Source organism: Mitsuaria sp. CC2, assembly GCF_048957715.1.
GTDB lineage: Bacteria > Pseudomonadota > Gammaproteobacteria > Burkholderiales > Burkholderiaceae_C > Roseateles.
The window spans coordinates 331090-353266 of sequence record NZ_JARVXN010000011.1 but is presented as its reverse complement, the minus strand read 5'-3'; the positions used below and the strand labels follow the sequence as shown (position 1 = coordinate 353266).

17 protein-coding genes and 1 pseudogene are annotated in these 22177 nt (G+C 70.6%); 9 read left to right on the top strand and 9 right to left on the bottom strand.

Annotated elements, in window-relative coordinates:
* Positions 1-43 precede the first annotated feature (43 nt).
* Complete coding sequence (locus PV762_RS07435) at positions 44-1240, top strand: hypothetical protein (RefSeq protein ID WP_421034394.1); 1197 nt, start codon at positions 44-46, stop codon at positions 1238-1240.
* A gap of 39 nt (positions 1241-1279) precedes the next feature.
* Here PV762_RS07435 and PV762_RS07430 read toward each other — a convergent pair whose 3' ends face one another.
* Both PV762_RS07430 and PV762_RS07425 read right to left on the bottom strand, forming a co-directional pair.
* Positions 1280-2692: a sigma-54-dependent transcriptional regulator gene (locus PV762_RS07430; RefSeq protein ID WP_421034393.1), complete on the bottom strand. Its 1413-nt coding sequence runs from the start codon at positions 2690-2692 to the stop codon at positions 1280-1282.
* Positions 2689-4563 carry a sensor histidine kinase gene (locus PV762_RS07425; protein WP_421034392.1) on the bottom strand — a complete coding sequence of 625 codons (1875 nt, stop codon included), beginning with the start codon at positions 4561-4563 and terminating at the stop codon, positions 2689-2691. The genes PV762_RS07430 and PV762_RS07425 overlap by 4 nt, the downstream gene beginning before the upstream one ends.
* 131 nt (positions 4564-4694) lie before the next feature.
* Between PV762_RS07425 and PV762_RS07420 the strand changes: the two genes are divergently transcribed.
* From PV762_RS07420 to PV762_RS07405, 4 genes are all read left to right on the top strand, one after another.
* A complete protein-coding gene (locus PV762_RS07420) occupies positions 4695-5399 on the top strand; it encodes a DUF4166 domain-containing protein (RefSeq protein ID WP_421034391.1) in 705 nt (234 codons plus the stop codon).
* Position 5400: 1 nt separating this feature from the next.
* Positions 5401-6918: a TIGR01777 family oxidoreductase gene (locus tag PV762_RS07415; protein WP_421034390.1), complete on the top strand. Its 1518-nt coding sequence runs from the start codon at positions 5401-5403 to the stop codon at positions 6916-6918.
* A gap of 16 nt (positions 6919-6934) precedes the next feature.
* Complete coding sequence (locus PV762_RS07410; protein WP_421034389.1) at positions 6935-8722, top strand: hypothetical protein; 1788 nt, start codon at positions 6935-6937, stop codon at positions 8720-8722.
* A 129-nt stretch (positions 8723-8851) separates the two neighbouring features.
* Complete coding sequence (locus tag PV762_RS07405) at positions 8852-11164, top strand: di-heme oxidoredictase family protein (RefSeq protein ID WP_421034387.1); 2313 nt, start codon at positions 8852-8854, stop codon at positions 11162-11164.
* Between the two features lie 42 nt (positions 11165-11206).
* Here PV762_RS07405 and norR read toward each other — a convergent pair whose 3' ends face one another.
* Positions 11207-12835 carry a nitric oxide reductase transcriptional regulator NorR gene (gene norR, locus PV762_RS07400; RefSeq protein WP_421034386.1) on the bottom strand — a complete coding sequence of 543 codons (1629 nt, stop codon included), beginning with the start codon at positions 12833-12835 and terminating at the stop codon, positions 11207-11209.
* A gap of 183 nt (positions 12836-13018) precedes the next feature.
* Here norR and hmpA point away from each other — a divergent pair, with 183 nt between their 5' ends.
* Both hmpA and PV762_RS07390 read left to right on the top strand, forming a co-directional pair.
* Entirely contained in the window at positions 13019-14206 is a 1188-nt protein-coding gene (gene hmpA / locus PV762_RS07395; RefSeq protein ID WP_421034385.1) for an NO-inducible flavohemoprotein, read from the top strand.
* Between the two features lie 113 nt (positions 14207-14319).
* The gene (locus PV762_RS07390; RefSeq protein WP_421034384.1) at positions 14320-15153 is read left to right on the top strand and encodes an enoyl-CoA hydratase-related protein; all 834 of its coding nucleotides are present in this window, start codon (positions 14320-14322) and stop codon (positions 15151-15153) included.
* Between the two features lie 57 nt (positions 15154-15210).
* On the opposite strand, the gene PV762_RS07385 is transcribed toward PV762_RS07390, so the two are convergent.
* Positions 15211-16095, bottom strand: coding sequence for a putative bifunctional diguanylate cyclase/phosphodiesterase (locus tag PV762_RS07385; protein ID WP_421034383.1), 885 nt, complete (start codon positions 16093-16095; stop codon positions 15211-15213).
* Positions 16096-16257: 162 nt separating this feature from the next.
* Positions 16258-16446 (bottom strand): annotated as a pseudogene (locus PV762_RS07380) (integrase core domain-containing protein); the annotation flags it as partial.
* 235 nt (positions 16447-16681) lie between these two features.
* On the opposite strand from PV762_RS07380, the gene PV762_RS07375 reads away from it, so the two are divergent.
* Positions 16682-17152: a histidine phosphatase family protein gene (locus PV762_RS07375; protein ID WP_421034382.1), complete on the top strand. Its 471-nt coding sequence runs from the start codon at positions 16682-16684 to the stop codon at positions 17150-17152.
* 297 nt (positions 17153-17449) lie between these two features.
* On the opposite strand, the gene PV762_RS07370 is transcribed toward PV762_RS07375, so the two are convergent.
* From PV762_RS07370 to PV762_RS07355, 4 genes are all read right to left on the bottom strand, one after another.
* Positions 17450-17725 (bottom strand): HU family DNA-binding protein, encoded by a 276-nt coding sequence (locus tag PV762_RS07370; RefSeq protein ID WP_067272237.1) that lies wholly within the window; start codon positions 17723-17725, stop codon positions 17450-17452.
* A 341-nt stretch (positions 17726-18066) separates the two neighbouring features.
* Positions 18067-19566 carry a PA domain-containing protein gene (locus PV762_RS07365; RefSeq protein ID WP_421034381.1) on the bottom strand — a complete coding sequence of 500 codons (1500 nt, stop codon included), beginning with the start codon at positions 19564-19566 and terminating at the stop codon, positions 18067-18069.
* Positions 19567-19569: 3 nt separating this feature from the next.
* Positions 19570-20025 carry a post-PEP-CTERM-1 domain-containing protein gene (locus PV762_RS07360; RefSeq protein WP_421034380.1) on the bottom strand — a complete coding sequence of 152 codons (456 nt, stop codon included), beginning with the start codon at positions 20023-20025 and terminating at the stop codon, positions 19570-19572.
* A 53-nt stretch (positions 20026-20078) separates the two neighbouring features.
* Entirely contained in the window at positions 20079-20717 is a 639-nt protein-coding gene (locus PV762_RS07355) for a choice-of-anchor J domain-containing protein (protein ID WP_421034379.1), read from the bottom strand.
* Positions 20718-21349: 632 nt separating this feature from the next.
* Between PV762_RS07355 and PV762_RS07350 the strand changes: the two genes are divergently transcribed.
* Positions 21350-22138 carry an alpha/beta hydrolase gene (locus tag PV762_RS07350; protein ID WP_421034378.1) on the top strand — a complete coding sequence of 263 codons (789 nt, stop codon included), beginning with the start codon at positions 21350-21352 and terminating at the stop codon, positions 22136-22138.
* Positions 22139-22177 lie beyond the last annotated feature (39 nt).

The window sequence follows — 22177 nt, the reverse complement described above, 5'->3', positions numbered from 1 at the left end:
TCATCGGATGGCGCGGCCACGTCCGGCGTGGATCATCCTGCGGATGCCTACCTTCGATCGACCTGCCCCCTCGACGGTCCCGCGTGCGGCGGCCGCTCAACGCTCCGGAGACTCGACCGCGGGATCGTCGTCGACGTTCGCGGCGCTCCTCGGCGACAGCCCCCGCCAGCTCGCGCAGCGTCGTGCACTGGAGGCCCTGGTGAATCCCGCCGCCGGGCCGGCGGATCGGCCTGCGGCGGGAGCGCCTCTCCAGCGACGTCTGCTCAGCAGAACGAGGCAGGTCAGCCTGGAGGCCTTGTCGATCTGGTACTCGGAACAGATCGGCACCATGGGCGAGCGCATTCCGGACGAGATCCTGGAGAGCCTTCGACCGATCGCGGCCAGCGACACGGTCCACCTCGACATCCACCCCGCCCTGCGGGCCAACGACCACAAGCTCGCACTGACGCGCCTCCTCGCGGCCCGCCGCAGCGAGGATGGCGCCATGGCAGGCCGGCGCAGACCCGACGGGCTCGACCCCGATGTCGCGCCGTTCGTCGACGCAGAACGGCGCGCCGAGATCGCCGATGCGGACATTCACGATGTCAGCGTCGCCTATCAGGTGACGAAGATGCGCAACCTGCCCGGCATCCGGGCCTCCGGGCTGCAGGCCAATCGCGGCGGCGAACGGATCGGGCTGTCGCAGAACTCCGAACAGAAGCCGTCGCTCTTCGAAGCCTCCAAGGCGCATTCGAAAGGCCGGGTGACCGTCGGCACGGGCAGCCGCACGATTGACAACTACCGCACCAAGGGCGAGCAGTGGCAGCTGAAGATCGAGAGGGCGCTGCTGGCCTTGAAGTCCTCCGCAGTGAGCAGCGCCGAGGCCTTCGAGGCGTGGCAGAACCTCAAACGCTATCCGTGGCTGGACGATCCCCGGCTCGCCAAGTTCTTCGCACTCGATTTCTATACGGCCCAGCTCCGGCCGCGGAATGCGTTGCTGGACAAACTGCTGATCGCCAATGCGCTGAACCGGCCGGTGATCCTGCGGATCCGTCACTTCGGCACGTCGATGGAATGGGAAAACGATCCCGATGACAAGGCCGGCTTCCAGACCAGGAAGGACATCCAACAGCGTTGCCTCGAAGTCCTGCTCGACTTCAAGTGGCTGCCCATCGACGCCTTCCACGGCGGCGACGTGCAGACACTGGTCGATCTGGAAAACGAGGCCTTGGACGAGGCGCTCCAGGTCCCTCTGACCTAGGGCGCCGCACGCTCGGCGCCGGGGGGGGGCGGGCAGGCGTCACTTCAACCCGAGTCTCCCGAGCTTCTTGATCAGCCCCGCCCGGGAGATCCCCAGCCGCCGCGCTGCCTCGGACTGGTTGCCCTCGGTGGCCTGCATCGCCTCGCTGATGAGCCGCCGCTCCAGTTCCGTCATCGCCTGGTCGAGCAGGCCGCCGCGGTCGTCACCCTCGACGCCCGCGGCCGTCGTGGACATCGGTGAGGCCGCCACCGGCGCCTCGCCGGCCGCCAGCGCCAGCGCCTCCGCATCCACGTCCTGCTGCCCGGGCAGCAGCAACGCGGCTGCGGCGTCGACCACCGCCTTCAGCTCGCGCACGTTGCCCGGCCACTCCCGCGCCGCGAGCCAGGCCATCGCCCCCGCCGCGATGCCCGCGCCGCGCTGCCGCGCGAAGCTGGCGGCCAGCACCGGCACGTCGCCGCGACGTTCCGACAGCGCCGGCGTGCGCAGCACCACGCCCTTGAGCCGGTAGTAGAGGTCCTCGCGGAACTCGCCGGCACGCACCATCGCCTCCAGATCGCGGTGCGTCGCCGCCACCACGCGGACCTCGCTCGTCTTCGTCACCCGTCCGCCCACCGGCATGTAGGTGCCTTCCTGCAGGAAGCGCAGCAGCTTCACCTGCATCGCCGGCGGCATCTCGCCGACCTCGTCGAGGAACAGCGTCCCGCCCCGCGCCACCTCCACCAGGCCCGGCTGATCGCGGTAGGCGCCTGTGAAGCTGCCCTTCATGTGGCCGAAGAGCTCGCTCTCGAGCAGTTCCGCGGACAGGGCCCCACAGTGCACCGGCACGAAGGGCGCGGCCGCCATCGGGCCGTGCTCGTGCAGCGCCCGTGCGACCAGCTCCTTGCCAGTCCCCGTCGGTCCGAGCACCAGCACGTTGACGCGCGTCGGCGCGACGCGCCGGATCATCGCGCGCAGCGATTGCAGCGCCGTCGACTGGCCGACCAGCCCCATCGAGTCCTCGCCCTGCCGGCGTCGCAGCTGCGCCAGCTCCGTGTCCAGCCGGCGCTTGCGCAGCGCGCGGTCGACGACGAAACGCAGCAGGTCCGGATCGATCGGTTTGGCCAGGAAGTCCCAGGCGCCGAGATCCGCCGCGCGCAGCGCGAGCTCGTGTTCGGCGTGGCCGGTCAGCACCACGACCGGCGCGCCGGTGAAGCGCGGAATCAGGGTCAGGCCCTGCTCGGGATCCATGCTCGGCGGCATCGCCAGGTCCAGCAGCACCAGGTCCGGCTGCTCGCGCGAGAAGGTGGACAGCGCCTCCTCGCCGTCGCCGGCGGTCAGCACCTCGTGGCCCAGATTGCGCAGGAACCCGCCGCCCAGCCGCTGGAAGGCGGGCTCGTCGTCGACGAGCAGGACGCGGCCGTGGATCGGGGACGTCGAAGCCGACATGGGCGACGACGGGGAAGAGGAACTCATCGCGGCAACTCCAGCGTGAAACAGGTCGTCCAGGGCGGACGGGCGGTCAGCGAGGCACGACCGCCGTGCGCCTCGGCGATGCGAGCGACGATCGCCAGGCCCAGCCCCGTGCCGCCCGGGCTGCGCGAGGCGAAGGGCTCGAAGAGGCGCTCCCGGAGCTCCTCCGGCACGCCGGCGCCGTCGTCGCAGACATGCAGCCGCAGCCGCGCGGCGCCAGGTCGGGAGGACGGCCCGACATCGGGCCCAGCATCCAGCTCGGCATCCCACTCGACATCGATCTCGCAGCCCGCCGCCGACGCGCCGCGCGCGTTCTCGATGAGGTTGATCAGCGCCTGTTCGAGACGCCGCGGGTCGATCGCCTCCGCCCACACCTCACGCGGCCACGCGGCCGAGAGGCGCGCGCCGGGCTGGCGACGGATCAAACCCTCGACGAGCGCCCGCAGCTCGACGCGCTCGCGCTGCAGCCGCCAGGGCTTGGCGTAGTCCAGCAGGTCGCTGGTCAGGTGGGCGATCCGCGCCACCTGCGCGCCGACTTCCTGGCGCGTCTCCGTCGGCGCCATCGCGACGGCCATGCCGATGATGTTGAGCGGGTTGCGGATGTCGTGCGCCACGGTCGCGGCCAGCGCGCCCAGTTCGGCCAGTCGCGCCTGGACCTGCCGGTCGCGCTCGCGGGCCGCGGCCAGTTGCGCCTGCTCGACCCGCAAGGCCGCGTCGGCCAGCACCGTCGCGAACAGCTCCGCCACGTGGCGTTGTCCTGGCGGGGCCGCTTCCCACGCGGTCCAGCGCGGCGTCCAGGACACGCCCTCGCGCCGCATCGTCAGCGCGGGGCGGGCCGTCGATGTCGCGGTCCGATCGGCGACCCGATCGGCGGCTCCGTCGGCGCCCTCCTCCACGATCACCGTCACCGATGTGCCGAGCCGTCGGCTCAGCAGCGCGGAGGCTTCCGCCCCCAGCCGCTCGAGGCTGTCCGTGGCCTGCAGCGTCTCGCGCCAGCGGCCGAGGTCCTGGGCGCTGACCTCGCCGCCGGGATAGATGAGCCGCTGGACGAAGCGCCGCACCGGTCCGTTCAACGCGAGGCATCCGGCGGCCACCGCCAGGCCGCTGAGCCACCGCGACTCGAACGGCAGCACCAGCGGCATCAGCCCCACGATCGCGATGCCCGAGGCCAGCAGCAAGGTCCAGACCAGCGCCTTGCCGGCCCATGCGTTGGCGACGAACACCCCGTAGCGCAGGATGCCGTAGACCAGCATCAGCGGATACAGCGGGAAGGCCAGCAGCGGGAACGGATAGACCGGCCAGTCCAGCAGCGCGATCGCGTAACCGGCCAGGCAGACCAGCCCCCACAGGCAGGACGCCGTGACGGCCGCGACCTGACCCCGCGCGGGACCTCGGCCGTCGATCGGCGGGCGCATCAGCGCGTGCAGCAGCACGCCGACGCCGCCCAATCCGAGCGCCACCCACGACAGGCTGGTGATCACGGCGGCCGGTTCGGCCACAGCCAGCCGGCCCACGTCCGCGTGATCGACGAAATGCGCCGGCACCAGGACCTGCGATGCCAGCACCGCGACGCCTCCGAGCCCGTAAGCCGCGCTGATCCAGCCGCGACGCAGCGTTGCGCGGCAGAACACCACGCAGAAATGGAAGAACACCGCGGCGGCCAGCGGCGCCGTCGCCAGCACGTGCAGCGCGAGCGTCTCGACGCCCGGTCCGAACCAGTTCGGCAGCTCGTTGCCCGAGATCCAGACCGCGATCGCGACCAGGAAGGCCGCCAGCAGCCGGCCGCCCGCCACCCGGTCCGCCCAGGCCAGCAGCACGCCTGCCAGCAACAGCGTTTCGGCCAGCGCCAACCCCATCGTCACCCGCAGCAGCATGTGTACACGTCGTAGACAGTCGACCCGGCGGCAACTGTATACGACGAATACACCTGACGCGTATCCATTCAATGAAATCAATGACTTAGCCAACGATCACGGGGTGGCCCGATTCTCGCGATAGAGGAGGCATGAACACCCTCCTCCGCGCCCCTCTCCTCCTCCGGTCCCGGCTGGCGGCGCTGGTCCGGACCGCCGCACCCGCGCCGGCGCCGGCGCCTGCACTTGCCGCCGCGCCGCTCGACCTTCCCGCGTTGATGGGCGCCGGCGCCTGGTCGCGTCTGCCTGCCGCCGTGCAGCGCCGCTTCGGCACGCATGCCGAGCCGGTCCGCTACGCCGGTCGGATGGACCTGAGCTGCTCGGCGTTCGGTCGCGTGCTGGCGTGGCTCGCCTGGCCGCTGCGCGGGCCGCTGACGCCCGACTGCGCCACGGACTTGCCGGTCGAGGTCGCCGTCACGCCCGACAGCCACGGCGGCGTCATCTGGTCCCGCCGGCTGGGCCGGCGCGTCGTGCAGTCCGTCAAGCGTGCGCATCCCGACGGCCCCGGCGTGCTCGAACGCACCCGCGGCGGCCTGGCGATGGCGCTGGACGTGCTGGAGGACGACGGCGCCCTTGTCTTCCAGAGCCGCCATTACCTCTGGTGCCTCGGCCCGGTCCGCGTGCGGCTGCCCCAGTGGCTCAGCCCGGGCCAGTGCCGCGTCGAGCACCGGGACCTCGGTGCCGGCCGTTTCCGCTTCACCTTGACCATGACCCACGCCCGCTGGGGCCAGACCTTTCAACAGACCGGCGTTTTCATCGATCCCGTCGATGCCATCGACCCGGTCCAGGAGTCCTGACATGCACATCCTCGACGCCGTCCTCATCCTTCAGGCGCTGCTCGGCGCGTTCGACAACCTCTGGCATCACGAGTGGGCCGCGCGGCTGCCGCAGCGGCGCGGCGCGCGGCGCGAGCTCGCGCTGCACGCGGGACGCGAGTCGCTCTACGGCGCGCTCTTCCTCGGCCTGGCCTGGTGGTCGTGGCACGGGGCGCTGGCCGTGGCCGTCGCCGTCGTGCTGGCCGTGGAGGTGGTCATCACGATGACCGACTTCCTCGAGGAAGACCGCACGCGTCAACTGCCGCCCTTCGAGCGCTGGCTGCACACAGTGCTGACGATCAGCTACGGGCTGTTCCTCGGGCTGATGGCGCCGCGCCTGCTCGAGTGGTGGCAGCAGCCCACGGGTCTGGCGCCCGCGGGACGCGGCCCGACGTCGTGGCTATTCACCGCGATGGCCGTCGCGGTGTGGGCCTGGAGCGTGCGCAACGCGCTGGCGGTGCATCGCCTGGGCCGCGAGGCGGCCGCCCTGCAGGAGCAGCCGGCCTTGCCGCCGGTGCCTCGCCACGCAGCGGCGGTCCTGATCACCGGCGCGACCGGCTTCGTCGGCCAGGCGCTGGTGCGGCGGCTGCGCGCGCAAGGCCGGCGGCTGATCGTGCTGTCGCGGGATCCGAGGCAGGCGCGCCTGCAGTTCGGCGCGGACATCGCCGTGGTCGGCACGCTTGACGACATCGCCGCCGAAACCCGCATCGAGGCTTTCGTCCACCTGGCCGGCGCGCGCGTGCTCGGCCGCCCCTGGACCCGCGCCCGCCGCCGCGAACTGCTGGAGAGCCGCACCCGCCTGACCGAGCAGCTCCATCGTCTGGCTCGCCGTCTGGAGCGTCCGCCGGCGGTGCTGGTGGCGGCCTCGGCGGTGGGCTTCTACGGCGTGCCGGAGGCCGGCGTGGTCTGTGATGAACGCTCGCCGGCGCAGCGCGGCGTGTTCCAGTCGGACCTGTGCGCCGCCGTCGAGCACGAGGCGATGCGCATGGAGGCCGTGGGCCTGCGCGTCGTGCGGCTGCGCTTCGGCGTGATCCTCGGCCGGCACGACGGCGCCTACCCGATGCAGGCGTTCGCGGCGCGCCTCGGACTCGGCGCGCGTCTGGGCGACGGCCGTCAGCCGATGCCGTGGATCCACCTGGACGACGCCGTCGGCTTCATCGACTGGGCGCTGCGCCGTCCGGACGTGCGCGGCGCCGTCAACGCGGTGGCGCCGGACCGGTGTTCGCAGGCAGGGTTCTCGACGGCCCTCGCCGCCTCCTTCGGACGTCGGGCGTGGATGCGCATGCCGGCGGCGCCGCTGCGCCGGCTGGCGGGCGAAATGTCGACGCTGATGCTGGACGGGCAGGAGGTCCTGGCGCACATCGCCCAGACGGGCGGCTTCGTGTATCGCTTCCCGACGCTCGCACCGGCGCTGCGCGAGCTCGCTTCGCATCCTCGATCAGCGGTTCGGATGAGCCGCTCCGACGGGGGGCGCACTGCCGACGATGCCGCCTCGATGTAACGGCATTCAAGGCGTCATGAGCAGCACCATTCCCACCGCCCGCGCGATCAACGTCCCTCCCCCGTCGGCGGAAACGCTGTCAGCGCCGCAGACGCCGACCTCGTCTTCCTCGCTGCCCGCATCGCAGCCCGCGACGTCCGCCGTCGACCCGCAGCTCAAGCCGCCGTCGAGCGAGCACATCCTGCCCGAGGGACTGTCCGCGCGTCGCGCGTCGCGAGACTCCGCCAGACACGACGGCGGATCGGAGGACGCGCCGGTCCGCCCCCGGCCGTCCACGCCGCCGCGCCAGTCGACGCCCCGCGTCATGAGCCGGACCGCCTCGAGGAACAGCACCGGCGGTCCCGGCGCATCCACCGACGCCCAGGGCGGCGAGCACATCCCCATGACGCCGCTGTCCGCCACGCTCAGCAGCAGTTCGCTGTCGAGCGATGCGCAGCGGCTCTCGGGCGGCGCGCCCGGCGGTGCGCAGGTCATCGCCGAGCAGCGGCGCTCCTCGGCCACCGGGACGGAACACTCGTCCGCCCTGCCGCGACAGCCGCGCGACGAGATCTCCGAACTGACGCGCGGCATGCCGGGCGCGTTCGATCCGCTGCCGCGCGCGGAGCCGGATCACGGTCCCCGCGCGCCCGGCGGCCTGGCCTCGCTGCACGCGGCCACCGTGCCGAGCCCGCGCGACGTCAATCCGCGCATCGACATCGACTCGCTCGCGCACAAGCTGCCCGGCGACATCACCGGCTGCGCCGCCTACATGCTCAGCGCGATGCGCCAGGGCCCCGAGGACATTCCCGCGCTGGAACGTCTGGCCACGCAGCAGGCGGCGGTGCTGCAATCGCGCGGCATCCACACCCGCGACGATTTCGTGGCCGTGCTCAAGAAGGTGCAGTGGCGCGACCAGGGCACGGCCATGATGCATGGCATGACCTCGGCCAGCGGTTTCAACCTCGGCACGATCCCGGTCAACCTGAAGCTCGCCGACCTGACCCTGGGCGCCCTGGCGAAGGCGATGCCCACCCTGCCGATCGCCGTGCCCGCGCTGATCACCGGCGCGATCATGGGCTTCGCGCTGTCGATGCTGGACGTCGCCGCCGGCGCCGCTGCGGGGAGAACCTTCAAGGACGCCTACTTCACCCGCCCGCCGGGCGAGCAGTTGCCCGAACCCCTCGCGAGCGCGAATCCGCCCACCAAGGCCAGCCTGGCCGCGGACAACTCGAAGGCAGCAGGCATCGGCTACGGCGGGCGCAACGCGGTCGTGCGCGTCGCGCCCATGCTCAACTACGAGCTCAAGGGCCAGCCGGAGAAACGTGCCGCCGTCGACGGCGTCCTCGATCCTGCCTTCGGCTTCGCGGCGGGGGGCGTCATGCGCGCCGTCCAGAACGACTATGACGTCAGCGCCGGGCGGGCGGGCTTCCAGCATTTCCTGGCGCGCGACGATCTGGGCGCCTGCCTCGACCATCTGAACAAGCCGGCGGCCGAGCAGATCATCAGCGCCGCCGCGCGCGTCGGCACCCACATGAAGAACCTCAAGGACACCTTCCCCGAGGCGCTCGGGGACGTCTTCGCCAGCAAGGTCGGCTGGACATCGCACGCCATCCTCAGCGCCGGTTTCGGCGGCCTCACAGCCATGGTGGCCAGCCTGCCCACGACCCTGCGGCAGGGTTACGGCCTCAGCGAGAAGGAAGCCAACATCACCACGCAGATGCTCAAGTACGTTGTGCTGCAGGCGCTCTACCACGTCTGGGGCGGCGCGCTGGGCGCGGTCGGCGGACCGAAGGCCCCGGACCCGGCGGCGGTCTCCCACGCCTGAGCGCGCATCAATTCGACACACATTCAAACTTGCCGACCGGCAAAAAAAACGGAGACACTCCCGGCGCCTGACCCTCGAATGAGGGACAAACCACCAATCGCACCGAACAGGCACGGGAGGGAGTCAACCATGATGGGCAAGGCCTGCGTCCGAGCCCTGCTCGGCAGCGCCTTGCTGACCGCCTGCGTCGGCGGCGGCACCGTCCGGCACGAGAGCAGCACCCGGATCGCCGCGGACACCGGGCCGGACGACACGACGATCACCTCGCCCTTCCCCGTTCCCGCGGCGGGCGCGACGACCGCGTCTGCGCACCTGCCCGGTATCGTGCCGCTCTTTGCGCCGCAGGCGCCGATCGAGACCCTGCAGTTCACGTTGCCGGACGGCACGCTGGTGACGCGCTTCGGCAACCGCGCCGTGGGTCGTCACGGCCGCGAGCGGGGCGAGGAGTGGAACGAGGCCGGCCAGGGCCCCAACGAGACCGTCGACGAGGCCGGCCAGCCGGTCGACAAGGGACGGGGCGCGTCCCTGAGCTTCGTGCCGAACTCCTTCAGGAACCGCACCTGGGGGCTGGAGATCATCGACGACAGCCGCGTCGCCGGAGTCACCCGGCCGACGCTGAAGGTCAACACCTACAACCCTACGGTGGACTTCCTGCCGGGCGGCACGGCGTTCTTCCGCGCCTTCGATCGCGTCGGCGTGACCGGCTACGGGTGGATGGACAACGGCGAGCTGCTCGACCGATCGGGTGCGATCTGCCGCCCCGTGGGTTATCCGGCCAACGGCCAGCCCGGCACGGACCACTGCACGGTGCTGGTCAAGGGCTACCCGGCCCATGCGGGCCTGGGCGCCGACGGCTTCCCCGACGGTCGCACCGTGGCGGCGCGTCCGCTGAAGATCGGCGACGCGGTGGAGGTCGCGCCGTCCATGTACACCACCTCGCGGGCCATGCAGGCCCGCGGCGACGCTGGCGGCATCCGCTACGTGGCCGGCGAATGGTTGTACGTCGTCGGGCAAGGCCTGACCCCGTGGCACGGCGTCCAGCCGCGCCTGAACAGCGCGCCCCTGCCGGAGTCCGTCCTGTCGGGCGGATCGGGATCCGTGTCGTACAACTATTCGGACGAGGGCGCCCGCATGTTCCAGCAGCCGGCGGGCAACATCGGCATGCAGAACATGCAGCGCTTCCTCGAAGGGCGCCGCACGGCCCACAGCAGCTTCGTCACCGGGGCGCACGACGAGTCCGGCAACGACCCGATGACGGCCGTCGCCAACCTGGCCGGGCAACGCTTCAATGCGTCCTCGTGCGTGCAGTGCCACACCGGCAACGGACGCAGTCCGGCGCCGTTCATGGTGGGCCAGCGGCTGGAGGGGATGGCCTTCCACGTGGCGGTGATGGACGCGGACGGCGCGCTCCGCCCGGATCCGCGCTACGGGTCGGCGATCCTGATGAATGCGGCGTCGGCGTCGGGCGCGTCGCGGGACGGGGGCAACGCGGTCAAGGTCGCGGGTTTCGAGACCCGTGTCGTCACGCTGGCCGACGGCACGACGGTCGAGCTGCGCAAGCCGCGGTTCGCCTTCGACGGGCCCACGCCGCAGCGCTGGTCGGCGCGCGCCGCGCAGCCGCTCATCGGCGTCGGTCTGCTGGAGGCCGTGCCGGAGGCGGACATCCTGGCCCGCGTCCGCTCGAAGCCGGACCCCGACGGCGTGCGCGGGCAAGCCAACTTCAGCGTCGATCCCGAAACCGGCGTCACGCGCCTGGGCCGCTTCGGCTGGAAGGCGACCAAGGCCAGCGTCCGGCATCAGGTGGCGGCGGCGTTGCTCAACGACATGGCGGTGACCTCGCCGGTGTTCCCCAACCGCAGTTGCTCGATGGATCCGGCGGGCTGCCGCGCGGCCCCACCGCAGATAGGCATCACCGAAGGCGACCTGACCGCGCTGACGCACTACATGCAGCTGCTGGCCGTCCCGGCGCAGCGCAGCCTCGCGAGCGGCTTCCCGAAAGGCGTGGCGCCGATGGAGGAGCACCGGGTGGATCCGGTGCAGGTGGCGGCCGGCCGCAGGGTGTTCGACGCCTTGAGATGCGCGGCGTGCCACACGGCGGAGATGAAGACCGGCAGCACCCATCCGTTTGCGGAACTGCGCGACCAGACCATCCGTCCGTTCACCGACCTGCTGCTGCACGACATGGGCCCGGACCTGGCGGACAGCCTGCCGGAGGGCCGCGCGCCGGCCGCGATGTGGCGCACGCCGGCGCTGTGGGGCATCGGGTACACGGAGAAGGTGGCGCAGTGGACGCCGGTCGGTTACCTGCACGACGGGCGCGCCCGCACCCTCACCGAGGCCATCCTCTGGCACGGCGGCGAGGCCGCGAAGGCGCGGCAGCGTTTCGAGCGGTTGCCGACGGCGGATCGGGCAGCGCTGCTGGCGTGGCTGCGATCGCTGTAGGCCGCGCGGCGACGCCGCCTCGCCCCGGCGCTCAGTTCCGGCTCAGTCCCGGCTCTTCAAGCCGAGGCGCTTCACCAGGCGCAGGAAGTTACTGCGGTCCATGCCCGCCTCGCGCGCGGCGGCCGCCCATGCGCCGTCGTGTCGTCGCAGCGCGTCCTCGATCCATCCGCGCTGGAAACGCTCGGTCGCCTCACGAAGCCCCGGACCGACGTCGCGCGCAGCGCCGAGCCCCGTGTCGCGATGGGTGTCGCGTCCGATCTCCCGCCCGGTGTCCCGCCCGGTGTCGAGTTCCGCGCCCGGATCCCGGCGGGCCTCGACGCGGTCGCTGAGCGAGCGCGCGGCGGCCATCGTCGGAGGCGCCAAGCCCGTCGCCGCGCCGATGACACCCGTCTCCAGTCCCAGGTGTTCCGGCTCGATCGCGATCCACCGCCCTCCCCGGCCGCTCGATGACAACGCGCGCAGCGCGGCGCGGCTGATCAGGTGTTCCAGCTCGCGCACGTTGCCTGGCCAATCGTGACCGAGCAGCGCCTGTGAGGCCGCCGGCGACAGCCGCAAATTGCGGGCGCCGAGTCGATGCTGGTTCTCTTCCAGGAAGCCGCCGGAGAGCGCCAGCACGTCGCGGCCGCGTTCACGCAGCGGCGGCACGTGCAACGGATAGACCGACAGCCGGTGGTAGAGGTCGGCGCGGAAGCGGCCGCGCGCGACCTCCGCGCGCAGGTCGCGGTTGGTGGCGGCGATCACGCGCACGTCCACCTTGCGGACCTGGTCGCTGCCGGGCCGCTGTATGTCGCCGCTCTGCAGCACGCGCAGCAGCTTGGCCTGGACCGGCAGCGGCAGCTCGCCGACCTCGTCGAGCAGCAGCGTGCCGCCGTCGGCCAACTCGAATTTCCCGCTGCGATCGGCGACCGCGCCCGTGAAGGCGCCGCGCTTGTGGCCGAAGAGCTCGCTGTCCGCCAGCGTCTCCGGCAGCGCCGCGCAATTGATCTGCACCAGCGGTCGATCGCGCCGCGGCGAGCGCGCGTGCAGGCGCTCCGCGACGAGTTCCTTGCCCACGCCGGTCTCGCCGAGGATGAGCACCGTGAGATCCGAGCCGGCGACGGTGTCGATCTCCTCGCGGAGGCGGGCCATCGCCGCGCTGCGGCCGAGCAGCTCGCGCGATCCGCCGCGTGAGGCGGCCCGCGCGAGCGCCTGTTCCTGCTCGGCCCGGCGGGCGAGCTCGGCGATGGTCTCCTCGGCGGCGATGCCGGCCTCGAGCAGCCGGACGATGCCTTGCAACCGGCCGTCGTCGACGCCGTCGAAGGCGCGCGGATCCATCGCATCCAGGGTCACGAGGCCCCAGATCCGGCCCTGGACGCGCACGGGCGCGCCCATGCAGTCGTGCACCGCCTCGAGTTCCTGCTGATGTTCCAGCAGCCCGTCATAGGGATCGGGCAGGCCCGCGTCGGACGGAAAGCGCAGCCCCTGCCCGCTGTCCAGCAGACGCGCCAGACGGGGATGCGCCGCCACCGGGAAGCGCCGACCGAGCGCCTCCTCCGCGAGCCCGTCCACAGCCACCGGCTGCAGCACTGGCGCGCCTTCGCCGGGCAGCAGCCGCAGCAACGCGGCGGCATCGCATCGCACGAGGCCGCGCACGGCGGCGAGCAGCTGGCGGTAGCGGGAATCTGGTGTCACTGCGACCTGTTCGTTGTCAGTTGGACTGCTTCCGATACTCGGTCATTTAGACCTTTCCTGTCCATCAATAAAATGGTAGGTATGGAAAATCAATAAGTTGCGAATGATTTTTGAAGTCGTCAGCGCTGGCACGGATCGTGAAATGAGGAAAGCACCCTCAACGACTCCGGAGTCCAGAAGCTCATGTTCAAGCCCCAGACCATCGCCCTGATCCAGGCCACGGTGCCGCTGCTGAAGTCGCGCGGCGAGGACATCACGCGGCACTTCTACCGCGCGATGCTGACCGAGCACCCCGAACTGAAAGCCTTCTTCAACGAGGCGCACCAGGCCGAAGGCACGCAGGCGCGCGCCCTGGCCGGCGCGGTGCTGGCCTACGCGAGCCACATCGACCGCGTGCACGAAATCGCGCCGGCCCTCCCTCGCATCATCCAGAAGCATGTGGCGCTGGGCGTGCAGCCGGCGCATTACCCGATCGTCGGCGCGTGCCTGCTCGCGGCCATCCGCGAGGTCCTGGGCGCGGAGGTCGCGACCGACGAGATCATCGCCGCCTGGGCCGAGGCCTACGGCGCCCTCGCGCAGCTGCTGATCGACGCCGAGGAGCAGGTGTACGCCGCCACGGCCGCGCTGCCGGGCGGCTGGCGGGGGCAACGCGCGATGGTCGTCGCGCGCAAGGAGCGGGAGAGCGAGCTGATCACCTCGTTCTACCTGGAGCCGGTCGACGGCCAGCCGCTGCCGCCTTTCCACCCTGGGCAATACCTGACCCTGGTGCTGGACATCGACGGACGGACGGTGCGCCGGAACTACTCGCTGTCGGATGCGCCGGGCAAGCCCTGGTACCGCGTCAGCATCAAGCGCGAGGACGGCGGGCTGGTGTCCAACTGGATGCACGACACGGCCGAGGTCGGCAGCCGCCTCGACGTGCAGGCGCCGGCCGGCGAGTTCACGCTCGACGCCGCGGCGACGCGGCCGCTGGTGCTGGTGACGGGCGGCGTGGGCATCACGCCGGCGATGTCGATGCTGGAATCGGCGGCGGCCAGCGGGCGCCCGATCCGCTTCATCCACGCGGCGCGGCACGGTGGCGTGCATGCGTTCCGGGAGCGGGTGGATGTGCTCGCCGCGGCGCATGACAACGTCGAGGCGACGTACGTCTACGACGCCCCGCGCGACGGCGACGAGCCGCACGAGGTCGGCTACGTCACCGATGCGCTGCTGGCGCGCCACCTGCCGGAGGATCGCGACGTCGACCTCTACCTGCTCGGCCCCAAGCCCTTCATGCAGGCGGTCTACCGGGCCGGCCGCTCGCTGGGCATCCCGGCGACGCAGCTGCGCTACGAGTTCTTCGGCCCGGCCGAAGAACTGGTCGGCGCCTGAGAGCCCTCTCCAATCGGGATCGGGCGTCGCGTCCTTGACGCGGCGTCCGGCGGTCTCCCGCTAGCATGGTCCGATTCCCTGCTCCAAGACAGGGACGACCGAAGGAGACTCGAATGGACTGCCTCACCCTGACCGAAGAAGCCGGCGTCGGCCATCTGGTGCTGAACCGGCCGGACGCGATGAACACGATGTCGCCGCAGCTGTGGCGCGAGCTGGAAACGGTGCTGGCGCAGTTGCACCGCAGTCCGACGCTGCGGGCGCTGGTGATCTCGTCGACGGGCAAGCACTTCAGCGCGGGGATGTCGCTGGAGGTGTTCCAGAACGGCGGCATCCAGCTCGACGACCGCAGCGCCGAAGGCCGCGCGGCGATCGTCGACCTGCTGGCCGACATGCAGCGGGCCTTCAACCAGCTCGACGAGCTGCGCGTGCCGACGATCGCGGCGATCCAGGGGGGCTGCATCGGCGGCGCGGTGGACCTGGTCGCGGCCTGCGACATCCGCTATGCGGAGACCGGCGCGTTCTTCTGCATCCAGGAAATCAACATCGGCATGGTGGCCGACCTGGGCACGCTGCAGCGCCTGCCGAAGCTGGTGCCGCTGGGCGTGGTCAAGGAACTGGCCTACACCGGCCGCCGCATGCCGGCGGCGCGGGCGCAGGCGGTGGGGCTGGTCAACGACGTCTTCGCGACGCAGGCCGAGTGCGTCGACGCCGCGCTGCAATGCGCGCGCGAGATCGCGCAGAAGCCGCCGGTGGCGATCTGGGGCAGCAAGCAGGCCCTCCACTACGCGCGCGACCACGGCGTCAAGGACAGCCTCCAGCAGATGGGTTGGCTGCAGGCGGCGATCTGGCAGAACAAGAACCTGATGGAGGCGTTCGCGGCCGCGCAGGCGAAGCGGCCGACGGCGTTCCCGGACCTGGCGGCGTTGAAGTTCTTCCGCGAAGGCTGAGCCGGATCGGCCAGGCGTCGCGGCACGCCGCTCGCGCCCGTGCCCCGGCCCGCTTCGTCAGAAACTCGTCGCGGCGAACTTGACTTCCAGGCCGGTCAGCGTGGCCACGGCCTGGGCGCAACACTCCCCGCGATCGGATTCGCGCCGCAGCATCGACTCGAGCTCGGCCGCCGGCACGGCCGGGCTGAACAGGAAACCTTGCAGCAGGTCGCACCCCAGCGCGCCCAGCGCGCGCTCCTGCGCGTCCGTCTCCACGCCTTCGGCGACTACCTGGAGCCGCAGCTTGCGGGCCATCTGCACGATGGCCTGGGCGAACGCGCGATCCTCGGGGTAGTCGGCGATGCCGCGCACGAAGCTGCGGTCGATCTTGAGGGCATCGACCGGGAAGCCTCGCAGCTGAGACACGGACAGGCAGCCCGTGCCGAAGTCGTCCACCGCCAGCCGCACGCCGAGCGCCTTGAGCGCCGTCAGCTTGTCGACCGTGCCCGCGGTGTCCGGCATCAGGAGGCTTTCGGTGATCTCGAGCACCAGCAACTGCGGGTCGACGCCGGTGCGCACCAGCAGAGCCTCGATCTCGAACAGCAGCTCGGGATCGCGGAACTGGGCCGGCGACAGGTTGATCGACAGGCCGATCGCGGGCAGCCCCGCGCGTCGCCAGCCGAGTAACTGATCGAAGGCCTGACGCAACACCCAGCATCCCAACGGCACGATCAGGCCCGTTTCTTCGGCGATCGGGAGGAAGCTCTCGGGCAAGATGCTGCCCAGTTGGGGATGCTTCCAGCGCACGAGCGCCTCGACGCTTTCGATCCGCCCGGTGAGTGCCGAGACCTGGGGCTGGTAATGGAGGGACAGCGCCCCGGTCCCGACGGCCTGACGAAGCGCGGCCTCGAGGGCCGGTCGTTCCATCTTCGGCGGCAACGGGATCTCGGCGTGATGTGTCATGGGGCGGCTCCGCGAACGGGGAGAGCAAGGATCTGGGCTGATTGTTCCGACCCGGTCCGCGTCTCACCAGCGGGGGATGGCGTCACCGCCTGTCGGCAAGTTGCTGACAGACAGCCCCGCGCATGGAGCGCTTCTGCGCCTTGTCACGCCCTCGTCGTTGGACTCGATGACGACCTTGGCCTCGCGGCGCGAACGGAACCACTCGACGGACAGGCACTCGTCGCGGAACTTGCCGTTGAAGCTCTCGTCGGCGCCGTTCTGCCAGGGCTTGCCCGGGTCGTTGAGCACGGTCGAGATGCCCGCGCCCGCGATCCATTCCAGAATCGCCAGGCTGACGAACTCCGGCCCGCTGTACTTGCTTCAGTGTGCGGCGGCGGTGCCATGGCACGCGAGGGGGGCCACGCCTTACGCCCCGGTAGAAAATTCCCTCGCCAGGCCCCGGAGTGCGCATAAGCTGCCAGGAACGGCAGACGGCACCGCCCCGTCCTGACGTGCGTGACCAGGGACCGCTATGAAGTTTTGCCTAGCCTGCCTTCTTTGCCTGTGGCTCGCGCCCGCTTGGGCGCTGGACCTTCGGGACGGCGACGTGCTGCTTTACCGCCATGCGCTGGCGCCAGGGGGCGGCGATCCGCAGGGCTTCAAGCTCGGCGACTGCGCCACGCAACGCAATCTCAGCGACGCGGGACGCGATCAAGCGCGGCGTCTGGGTGAGGCGCTGCGTCAGAAGCTTGGCGAGTTGCGTGTCTCCGCCGTTTGGGCATCGCCCTGGTGCCGAACGTTGGATACAGCCCGGTTAGCCTTTCCAGGTTTGCCGGTGCTCGAACAGCCGGCCTTGGGCTCGTTCTTTCGCCAGCCCGAACGCGAGGCGGACCAGTTGCGCGAAGCCACCGCGCTGCTGGCGGCGTGGCGCGGGCCTGGCGTACTTGTGGTCGTCACACACCAGGTAACAATCACCGCGCTCAGCGGCGTGCACCCCGAATCCGGCGAAGGTGTCGCCCTACGTTGGACGGACGGCCGCGCCGGGTTGCTAGGCCGCTTGCCTGCGCCGCCGCACTGAGCCGGCTCCCAAACTGTCGGCTTGAGCAATTGGAAGAAACTCTCTGCCACGGCGTTGTCGTGTCAGTTGCTATGACCCTCTGTCACTACGGGGCGTTCAGAGACGACAAGTCCTCGCTTTCCCTTGCCTTGTCCATCGCAGGGATGCAGACGTACGGGTGGAATCGCAACCTCTTGGGCAGAAAGGGCAACACCTGCCCCCATGCCGGAAGTCCCGCATCCGATCCCGCCCACAAACGACAACGCCCGCCCTGCTGTTGCAGGAGCGGGCGTCGCCCAGTGAAAGAAGCCGGGAGGCTTACTTGTTCACCGCATCCTTCAGCGCCTTGCCGGCGGTGAACTTCGCGACCTTGGAGGCCGGGATGTCCAGCGCTTCGCCGGTGGCGGGGTTCTTGCCGGTGCGGGCGGCGCGGTCGCTCACCTTGAAGGTGCCGAAGCCCACCAGGGCGATCTGGTCGCCGGAGGCCAGCGCTTCGGTGATGGTTTCCAGGGTCGCGTCCAGGGCGGTCGCGGCCACGGCACGGGTCACGCCAGCCTTGGTGGCGATGCCTTCGATCAGTTCACTCTTGTTCATCAATGCTTCCAGTAAAAAACCAGGTTCCGGCTAGCCGGGGCCGGCGATTATCAGCCAGTCCTGACCACCCGCCTGTTTGAAGACGCAACCAGTCGCCCTCTTCACCCCCCTCGAACGTCCGCATGGCGGATTTCATCGCCCGTTTGAGCGACATCGCCCGGTCATGACACCGACATTCGAGCGGGATCCGGACGGCGTCCGGTTGCCGCGTGCAAGAAAAAAGCCTGGCGCTTTCGCACCAGGCTTTCGGGGACTATCCTACCCGACCCGCAAAGCGCCCACTTCAGGGGCGAGCGGGTGGGACGACCGGGCCTGCCGGCCCGATCAAGACGACGCGGGGATTACCAGCCCAGGTCCTTCAGCAGCGGCTTGGTCAGGTCCTTGGGCGGCACCAGGACCAGGCCCAGGTCGGGGCTGATATTCGGTTCCATCAGCAGGTTCGGCGAGGCCGACACGTCCCAGTGCGACACGGACGAGCCCGAGGCGATGGGGTTCGGCGTGTACAGCAGCGGACGACCCAGCACGTCGGCACCGGCGCGCCGGCTCGGGTCCGCGCCCAGGGAGGCGTTGGCCAGACCCGGCTTGGTCCGCGTGCCGTAAGGCAGCGCCGCGGTGATCGCGGTGCGCAGCTTGACGCCGTCGGCCTGCGAGACGCTGACCGTCGGGATCACGACGGTCGGATCCGCACCGCCCAGGCCGGGGGCGGCGCCCGCGGCGTTGTTGGCGATGATCACGCCGATCGCGCCCGCGTTCTGGGCGTTCTTGGCCTTGACCGCGAAGCCGCAGACGCCGCGATCGATGATCGCCACCTTGCCGGTCACCGCCGCCGTGACGGCCGGGGTGAAGGGCAGGCAGCCAGCGCCGTTCGAGGCGTCGGCCGGCACGGTCGCCAGCGCGCCCAGGTTCAGGCCGCTGCTCACGGCCGGACCGAAGGACGCCGTGCCGTACGGATACTGACCCGAAGCGCCCGGCGCGGAGGCCGAGATCTTCAGCACCGGCGTCGCTGCCAACATGTCGGCGCCGGCCAGCACGTTGGGGCCGATCCAGGCCAGACCCAGCGGGTTGACCGCCGAAGCGCCGCGCTCGGCGCTGGTCATCGTGAGCCAGGTCTTGCCTGCCGTGTTGTCGTACATGAACTGTTCCCAGACGCTGGGCAGTCCACCGCTGGCGACGTAGGCCGTGCCGTCCGCGTTGAGGCGATAGCCGACCGCGGGGGTCACCGAACCGGTGTAGACCGTCAGCACCGAGAAGCCCAAGCCGTGGCCCAGTTCATGCAGCAGCGTCTCGACGAAGTTCACGCCGGTGCCGAAGTTGCCGTCGATGCCCAGGTAGAACGGTGAGCCGGCCAGGCAGTCGCTCTTGCCGAGGTTGATGTTGAACTGCGTCTTGATGTCGACGTTGTCGTAGCCGGAGGGGCCGGGGGGCTGGTCCGCGCTCAGGTTCTCGCCGGCCAGCTTGTTGGCCAGCGCCTGCGGATACCAGGTCCCGGGCGTGCCGCCGGGGAAGTCGTGCCAGATGTTCCAGGCGCCGGCGCTGCCGAGCACCGCCTGCGACGAGGTGCAGGTCAGCGCTTCCCAGCCCGCGTTCACGGTGATCGTGACGTTGCTGTCGAGCGCCTTCTCCCACACGTCGGCCACGTACCGGTAAACGAACATGCGCTGCTCGCCCAGCGTGGTGCCCGGGTTCCCGCCGACCGGCGCCACCGGCGTCGTGTCGTTGAAGCCGACGCCTGCGGGATCGCGGCTCTGGATGACGATGGTCGCCGCCTGCGCGACGCCCGCGCCGCACAGCGCAGCCAGCAGGGCCGAGCGGAGAACGGTCTTCTTGAACGATGTCTGCATGGCTTACTCCGTGGGCAGGGCCGACTTGGCGACCGCGCCGCCGTTCTTCATGAAGGCTTCCGCCTCTTCCTTGCTGGCGAAGCAGGCCTCGATGAGCTTGCCGTCGGCGCCGCGCACCATGACGGACTGGCTCACCATGTCGTCGGTCAGGCGGACGCCGACCGCGCCGCTGCGATGCTGCTTGAGCAGCGGCGTCAGCGCCGCGGCGCGCGAGGCGACACGGGCGCGGGCGTTGACATTGGCGGGCAGCGCCTTGAGGGCGTTGTGCTCCTCGGGTGTCGCGGGGCGCAGGTGGCCGGTCTCGGCGTCGCGCACGATGATGATGTTGTTGCTGTCGGCAGCCGCGGCGGCGGCCGCGTCTGCGACGGACAGGGAAGCCGGCGCGGCGGCTTCGTGAGCCTGCGCCGCCAGCGGCAGGGCCGCGGCGATCGCCAGGCCCAGGGAAATGCGGGTGATCATGGTCGTTGTCCTTGCGGAGATGACTCGGAAGTTCCGATGACTCGACACGCGGCTCAGGCCTGCGTGCGACGACGGCGGGCGGCCACCAGGCCCAGCAGGCTCACGCCGGCCAGCGCCCAGGTCGACGGCTCGGGTACGTTGATGGCGACGTCGTCGACACCGATCACGGTGGCCAAGTCACCGGCGCCGAAATACTGGATCGCGAAGCGACTGCTGGAGCCCGCGCCTTGCCCCGACAGCTGGAAGCTGTAGCGGGTCCATTCACCGACAAGGGTGACGCTGGCCTGCGGCACGAAACTGGCGAAGGTGCCGGCCGCGTCGACCAGGCCATAGGCCAACTGGTCGATGTAGCCCGCAGCCCCCTCATTGCGCGCCCAGAATGACACCTCGAGGTTCTCGGCGGTCGAAAACACCGGGCTCAGCAACCAGCTCGACAGCGTGCCGCCGGCCCCGACCGCGCCCCATTGGGAGGCGATGTAAGCAGTGGGGAGGCCGCTATGCGCGTCGAACGCGCCGACGTTGCCCTGGTACCAGGTGAGGATGTCGGGGTTGACCGGCGTGCCGAGGTTGGCGATCGTCCAGCCCGGGAGGGTGTTGACGTCGTCGAATCCCTCGTTGATGAGGGTCGGCCCGGCATGGGCCGCGGCCGCGGCGCCGACGAGCGCCAGAGCCAGACAGGTCTTCTTGAACATTGCTGCGTCCTTTTCAGGATGAAGGTGGGATGTCCACCTGGACTTGGACGACGGCGCACCGTGATGCGGGGCGCTGTCTTGAGGGCTGACGGCCGGCGGGAGGACGACCTTCGGGCGTGTCGATTCTGTGACTCTTGTCACGGAGAGCACGAGGGGGTAGCGCCGCGGTTCCCCCTTGGTGTGGGGGTGGTTCTTTCCCTAGGGGGTGACTCTTTCGGGCCGGTCGGCCGGTTTGGGAGGGCCCCTCGCCGGGGTCAGGACTTGCCGGTCCGACCGCGTCGCGCCGGGCGCAAACGGCGCGCAAACGCATCCGCATTGGGAATGCGGCAAGCCCTGGCCCCGCGCGCGTGTCGCTCGCCGGTGGCGACCTCCGCCCGCGTCGGGCGATGGCCGTTTGACGCCGGACTCACACCGCCCGCGGTCGAGTGTGGCGGGCTCGGTGTAAATACCGATGGGCAACGGCGACCCCTGTCACCTCCGTGTCACTTCCTTGTCACCCGTGCCGACGGCTGCCCCGATTAGGAGAACCGGACCTCGGACATTCGTCCGATACCGGCGCGCGGCCCGATTCGCGACAGTAGAGCCCTGTCTTGAACACCTTCGACACCCTCCCAACCACCAGGAGCCTGACCATGAACTTCACCCGCCGCCTCATCGTCGCCGCCGCCGCTGCTTCCGCCCTCGCCGCCTCGGCCGGTCTGTCGACCGCCGCGCTGGCCGCCACGCCGGCCGCTCCCGCCCAACCGTCGGTCGTGATCGTCCACGGCGCCTTCGCCGACGGCTCCGACTGGGCCAAGGTCATCCCGCTGCTGCAGCGCGAAGGCGTGCAGGTCACCGCGGTGCAGAACCCGCTGAGCTCGCTGGCCGACGACGTCGCCGCCGCGCGTCGCGCGATCGACGCGCAGCCGGGCAAGGTCGTGCTGGTCGGCCACTCCTGGGGCGGCACGGTGATCACCGAAGCCGGCAACTCGGACAAGGTCGCGTCGCTGGTCTACGTGGCCGCCTTCGCGCCCAATGTCGGCCAGAACACCGCCGAGCAGGGCAAGGGCTTCCCCACGCCGTCTGGCGTCGGGCACTTCAAGGCCGACGCGCAAGGCTGGCTGAGCCTGACCGCCGAAGGCATGAAGAACCACTTCGCGCAGGACCTGCCCGCCGCGGCGACGGCCGTGATGACGGCGACGCAAGGTCCGATCCAGGCCAAGGCCTTCGAGCAGACCGTGTCGGCCGCGGCATGGAAGAACAAGCCCTCGTACTACCTGCTGGCCACGGCCGACCGCATGATCGCCCCGGAAGCGCAGGCCTCGATGGCCGCGCGCGCCGGCGCCAAGGTGACCAAGGTCGACAGCTCGCACGTGCCGCAGCAGTCGCAGCCGGAAGCGGTCGCAAAGGTCATCCTGGACGCCGTCCGGCAATCCCGGTAAGGTCCGCGCCGTCCGCGGGCACCCATGGCGCGGTGCCCG

Bases quoted from the DNA above. Each gene is read 5' to 3' on its own strand.
- PV762_RS07435 (WP_421034394.1), top strand. From the start codon at position 44: ATGCCTACCTTCGATCGACCTGCCCCCTCGACGGTCCCGCGTGCGGCG.
- PV762_RS07430 (WP_421034393.1), bottom strand. From the start codon at position 2,692: ATGAGTTCCTCTTCCCCGTCGTCGCCCATGTCGGCTTCGACGTCCCCG.
- PV762_RS07425 (WP_421034392.1), bottom strand. From the start codon at position 4,563: ATGCTGCTGCGGGTGACGATGGGGTTGGCGCTGGCCGAAACGCTGTTG.
- PV762_RS07420 (WP_421034391.1), top strand. From the start codon at position 4,695: ATGAACACCCTCCTCCGCGCCCCTCTCCTCCTCCGGTCCCGGCTGGCG.
- PV762_RS07415 (WP_421034390.1), top strand. From the start codon at position 5,401: ATGCACATCCTCGACGCCGTCCTCATCCTTCAGGCGCTGCTCGGCGCG.
- PV762_RS07410 (WP_421034389.1), top strand. From the start codon at position 6,935: ATGAGCAGCACCATTCCCACCGCCCGCGCGATCAACGTCCCTCCCCCG.
- PV762_RS07405 (WP_421034387.1), top strand. From the start codon at position 8,852: ATGATGGGCAAGGCCTGCGTCCGAGCCCTGCTCGGCAGCGCCTTGCTG.
- hmpA (WP_421034385.1), top strand. From the start codon at position 13,019: ATGTTCAAGCCCCAGACCATCGCCCTGATCCAGGCCACGGTGCCGCTG.
- PV762_RS07390 (WP_421034384.1), top strand. From the start codon at position 14,320: ATGGACTGCCTCACCCTGACCGAAGAAGCCGGCGTCGGCCATCTGGTG.
- PV762_RS07385 (WP_421034383.1), bottom strand. From the start codon at position 16,095: ATGACACATCACGCCGAGATCCCGTTGCCGCCGAAGATGGAACGACCG.
- PV762_RS07370 (WP_067272237.1), bottom strand. From the start codon at position 17,725: ATGAACAAGAGTGAACTGATCGAAGGCATCGCCACCAAGGCTGGCGTG.
- PV762_RS07365 (WP_421034381.1), bottom strand. From the start codon at position 19,566: ATGCAGACATCGTTCAAGAAGACCGTTCTCCGCTCGGCCCTGCTGGCT.
- PV762_RS07360 (WP_421034380.1), bottom strand. From the start codon at position 20,025: ATGATCACCCGCATTTCCCTGGGCCTGGCGATCGCCGCGGCCCTGCCG.
- PV762_RS07355 (WP_421034379.1), bottom strand. From the start codon at position 20,717: ATGTTCAAGAAGACCTGTCTGGCTCTGGCGCTCGTCGGCGCCGCGGCC.
- PV762_RS07350 (WP_421034378.1), top strand. From the start codon at position 21,350: ATGAACTTCACCCGCCGCCTCATCGTCGCCGCCGCCGCTGCTTCCGCC.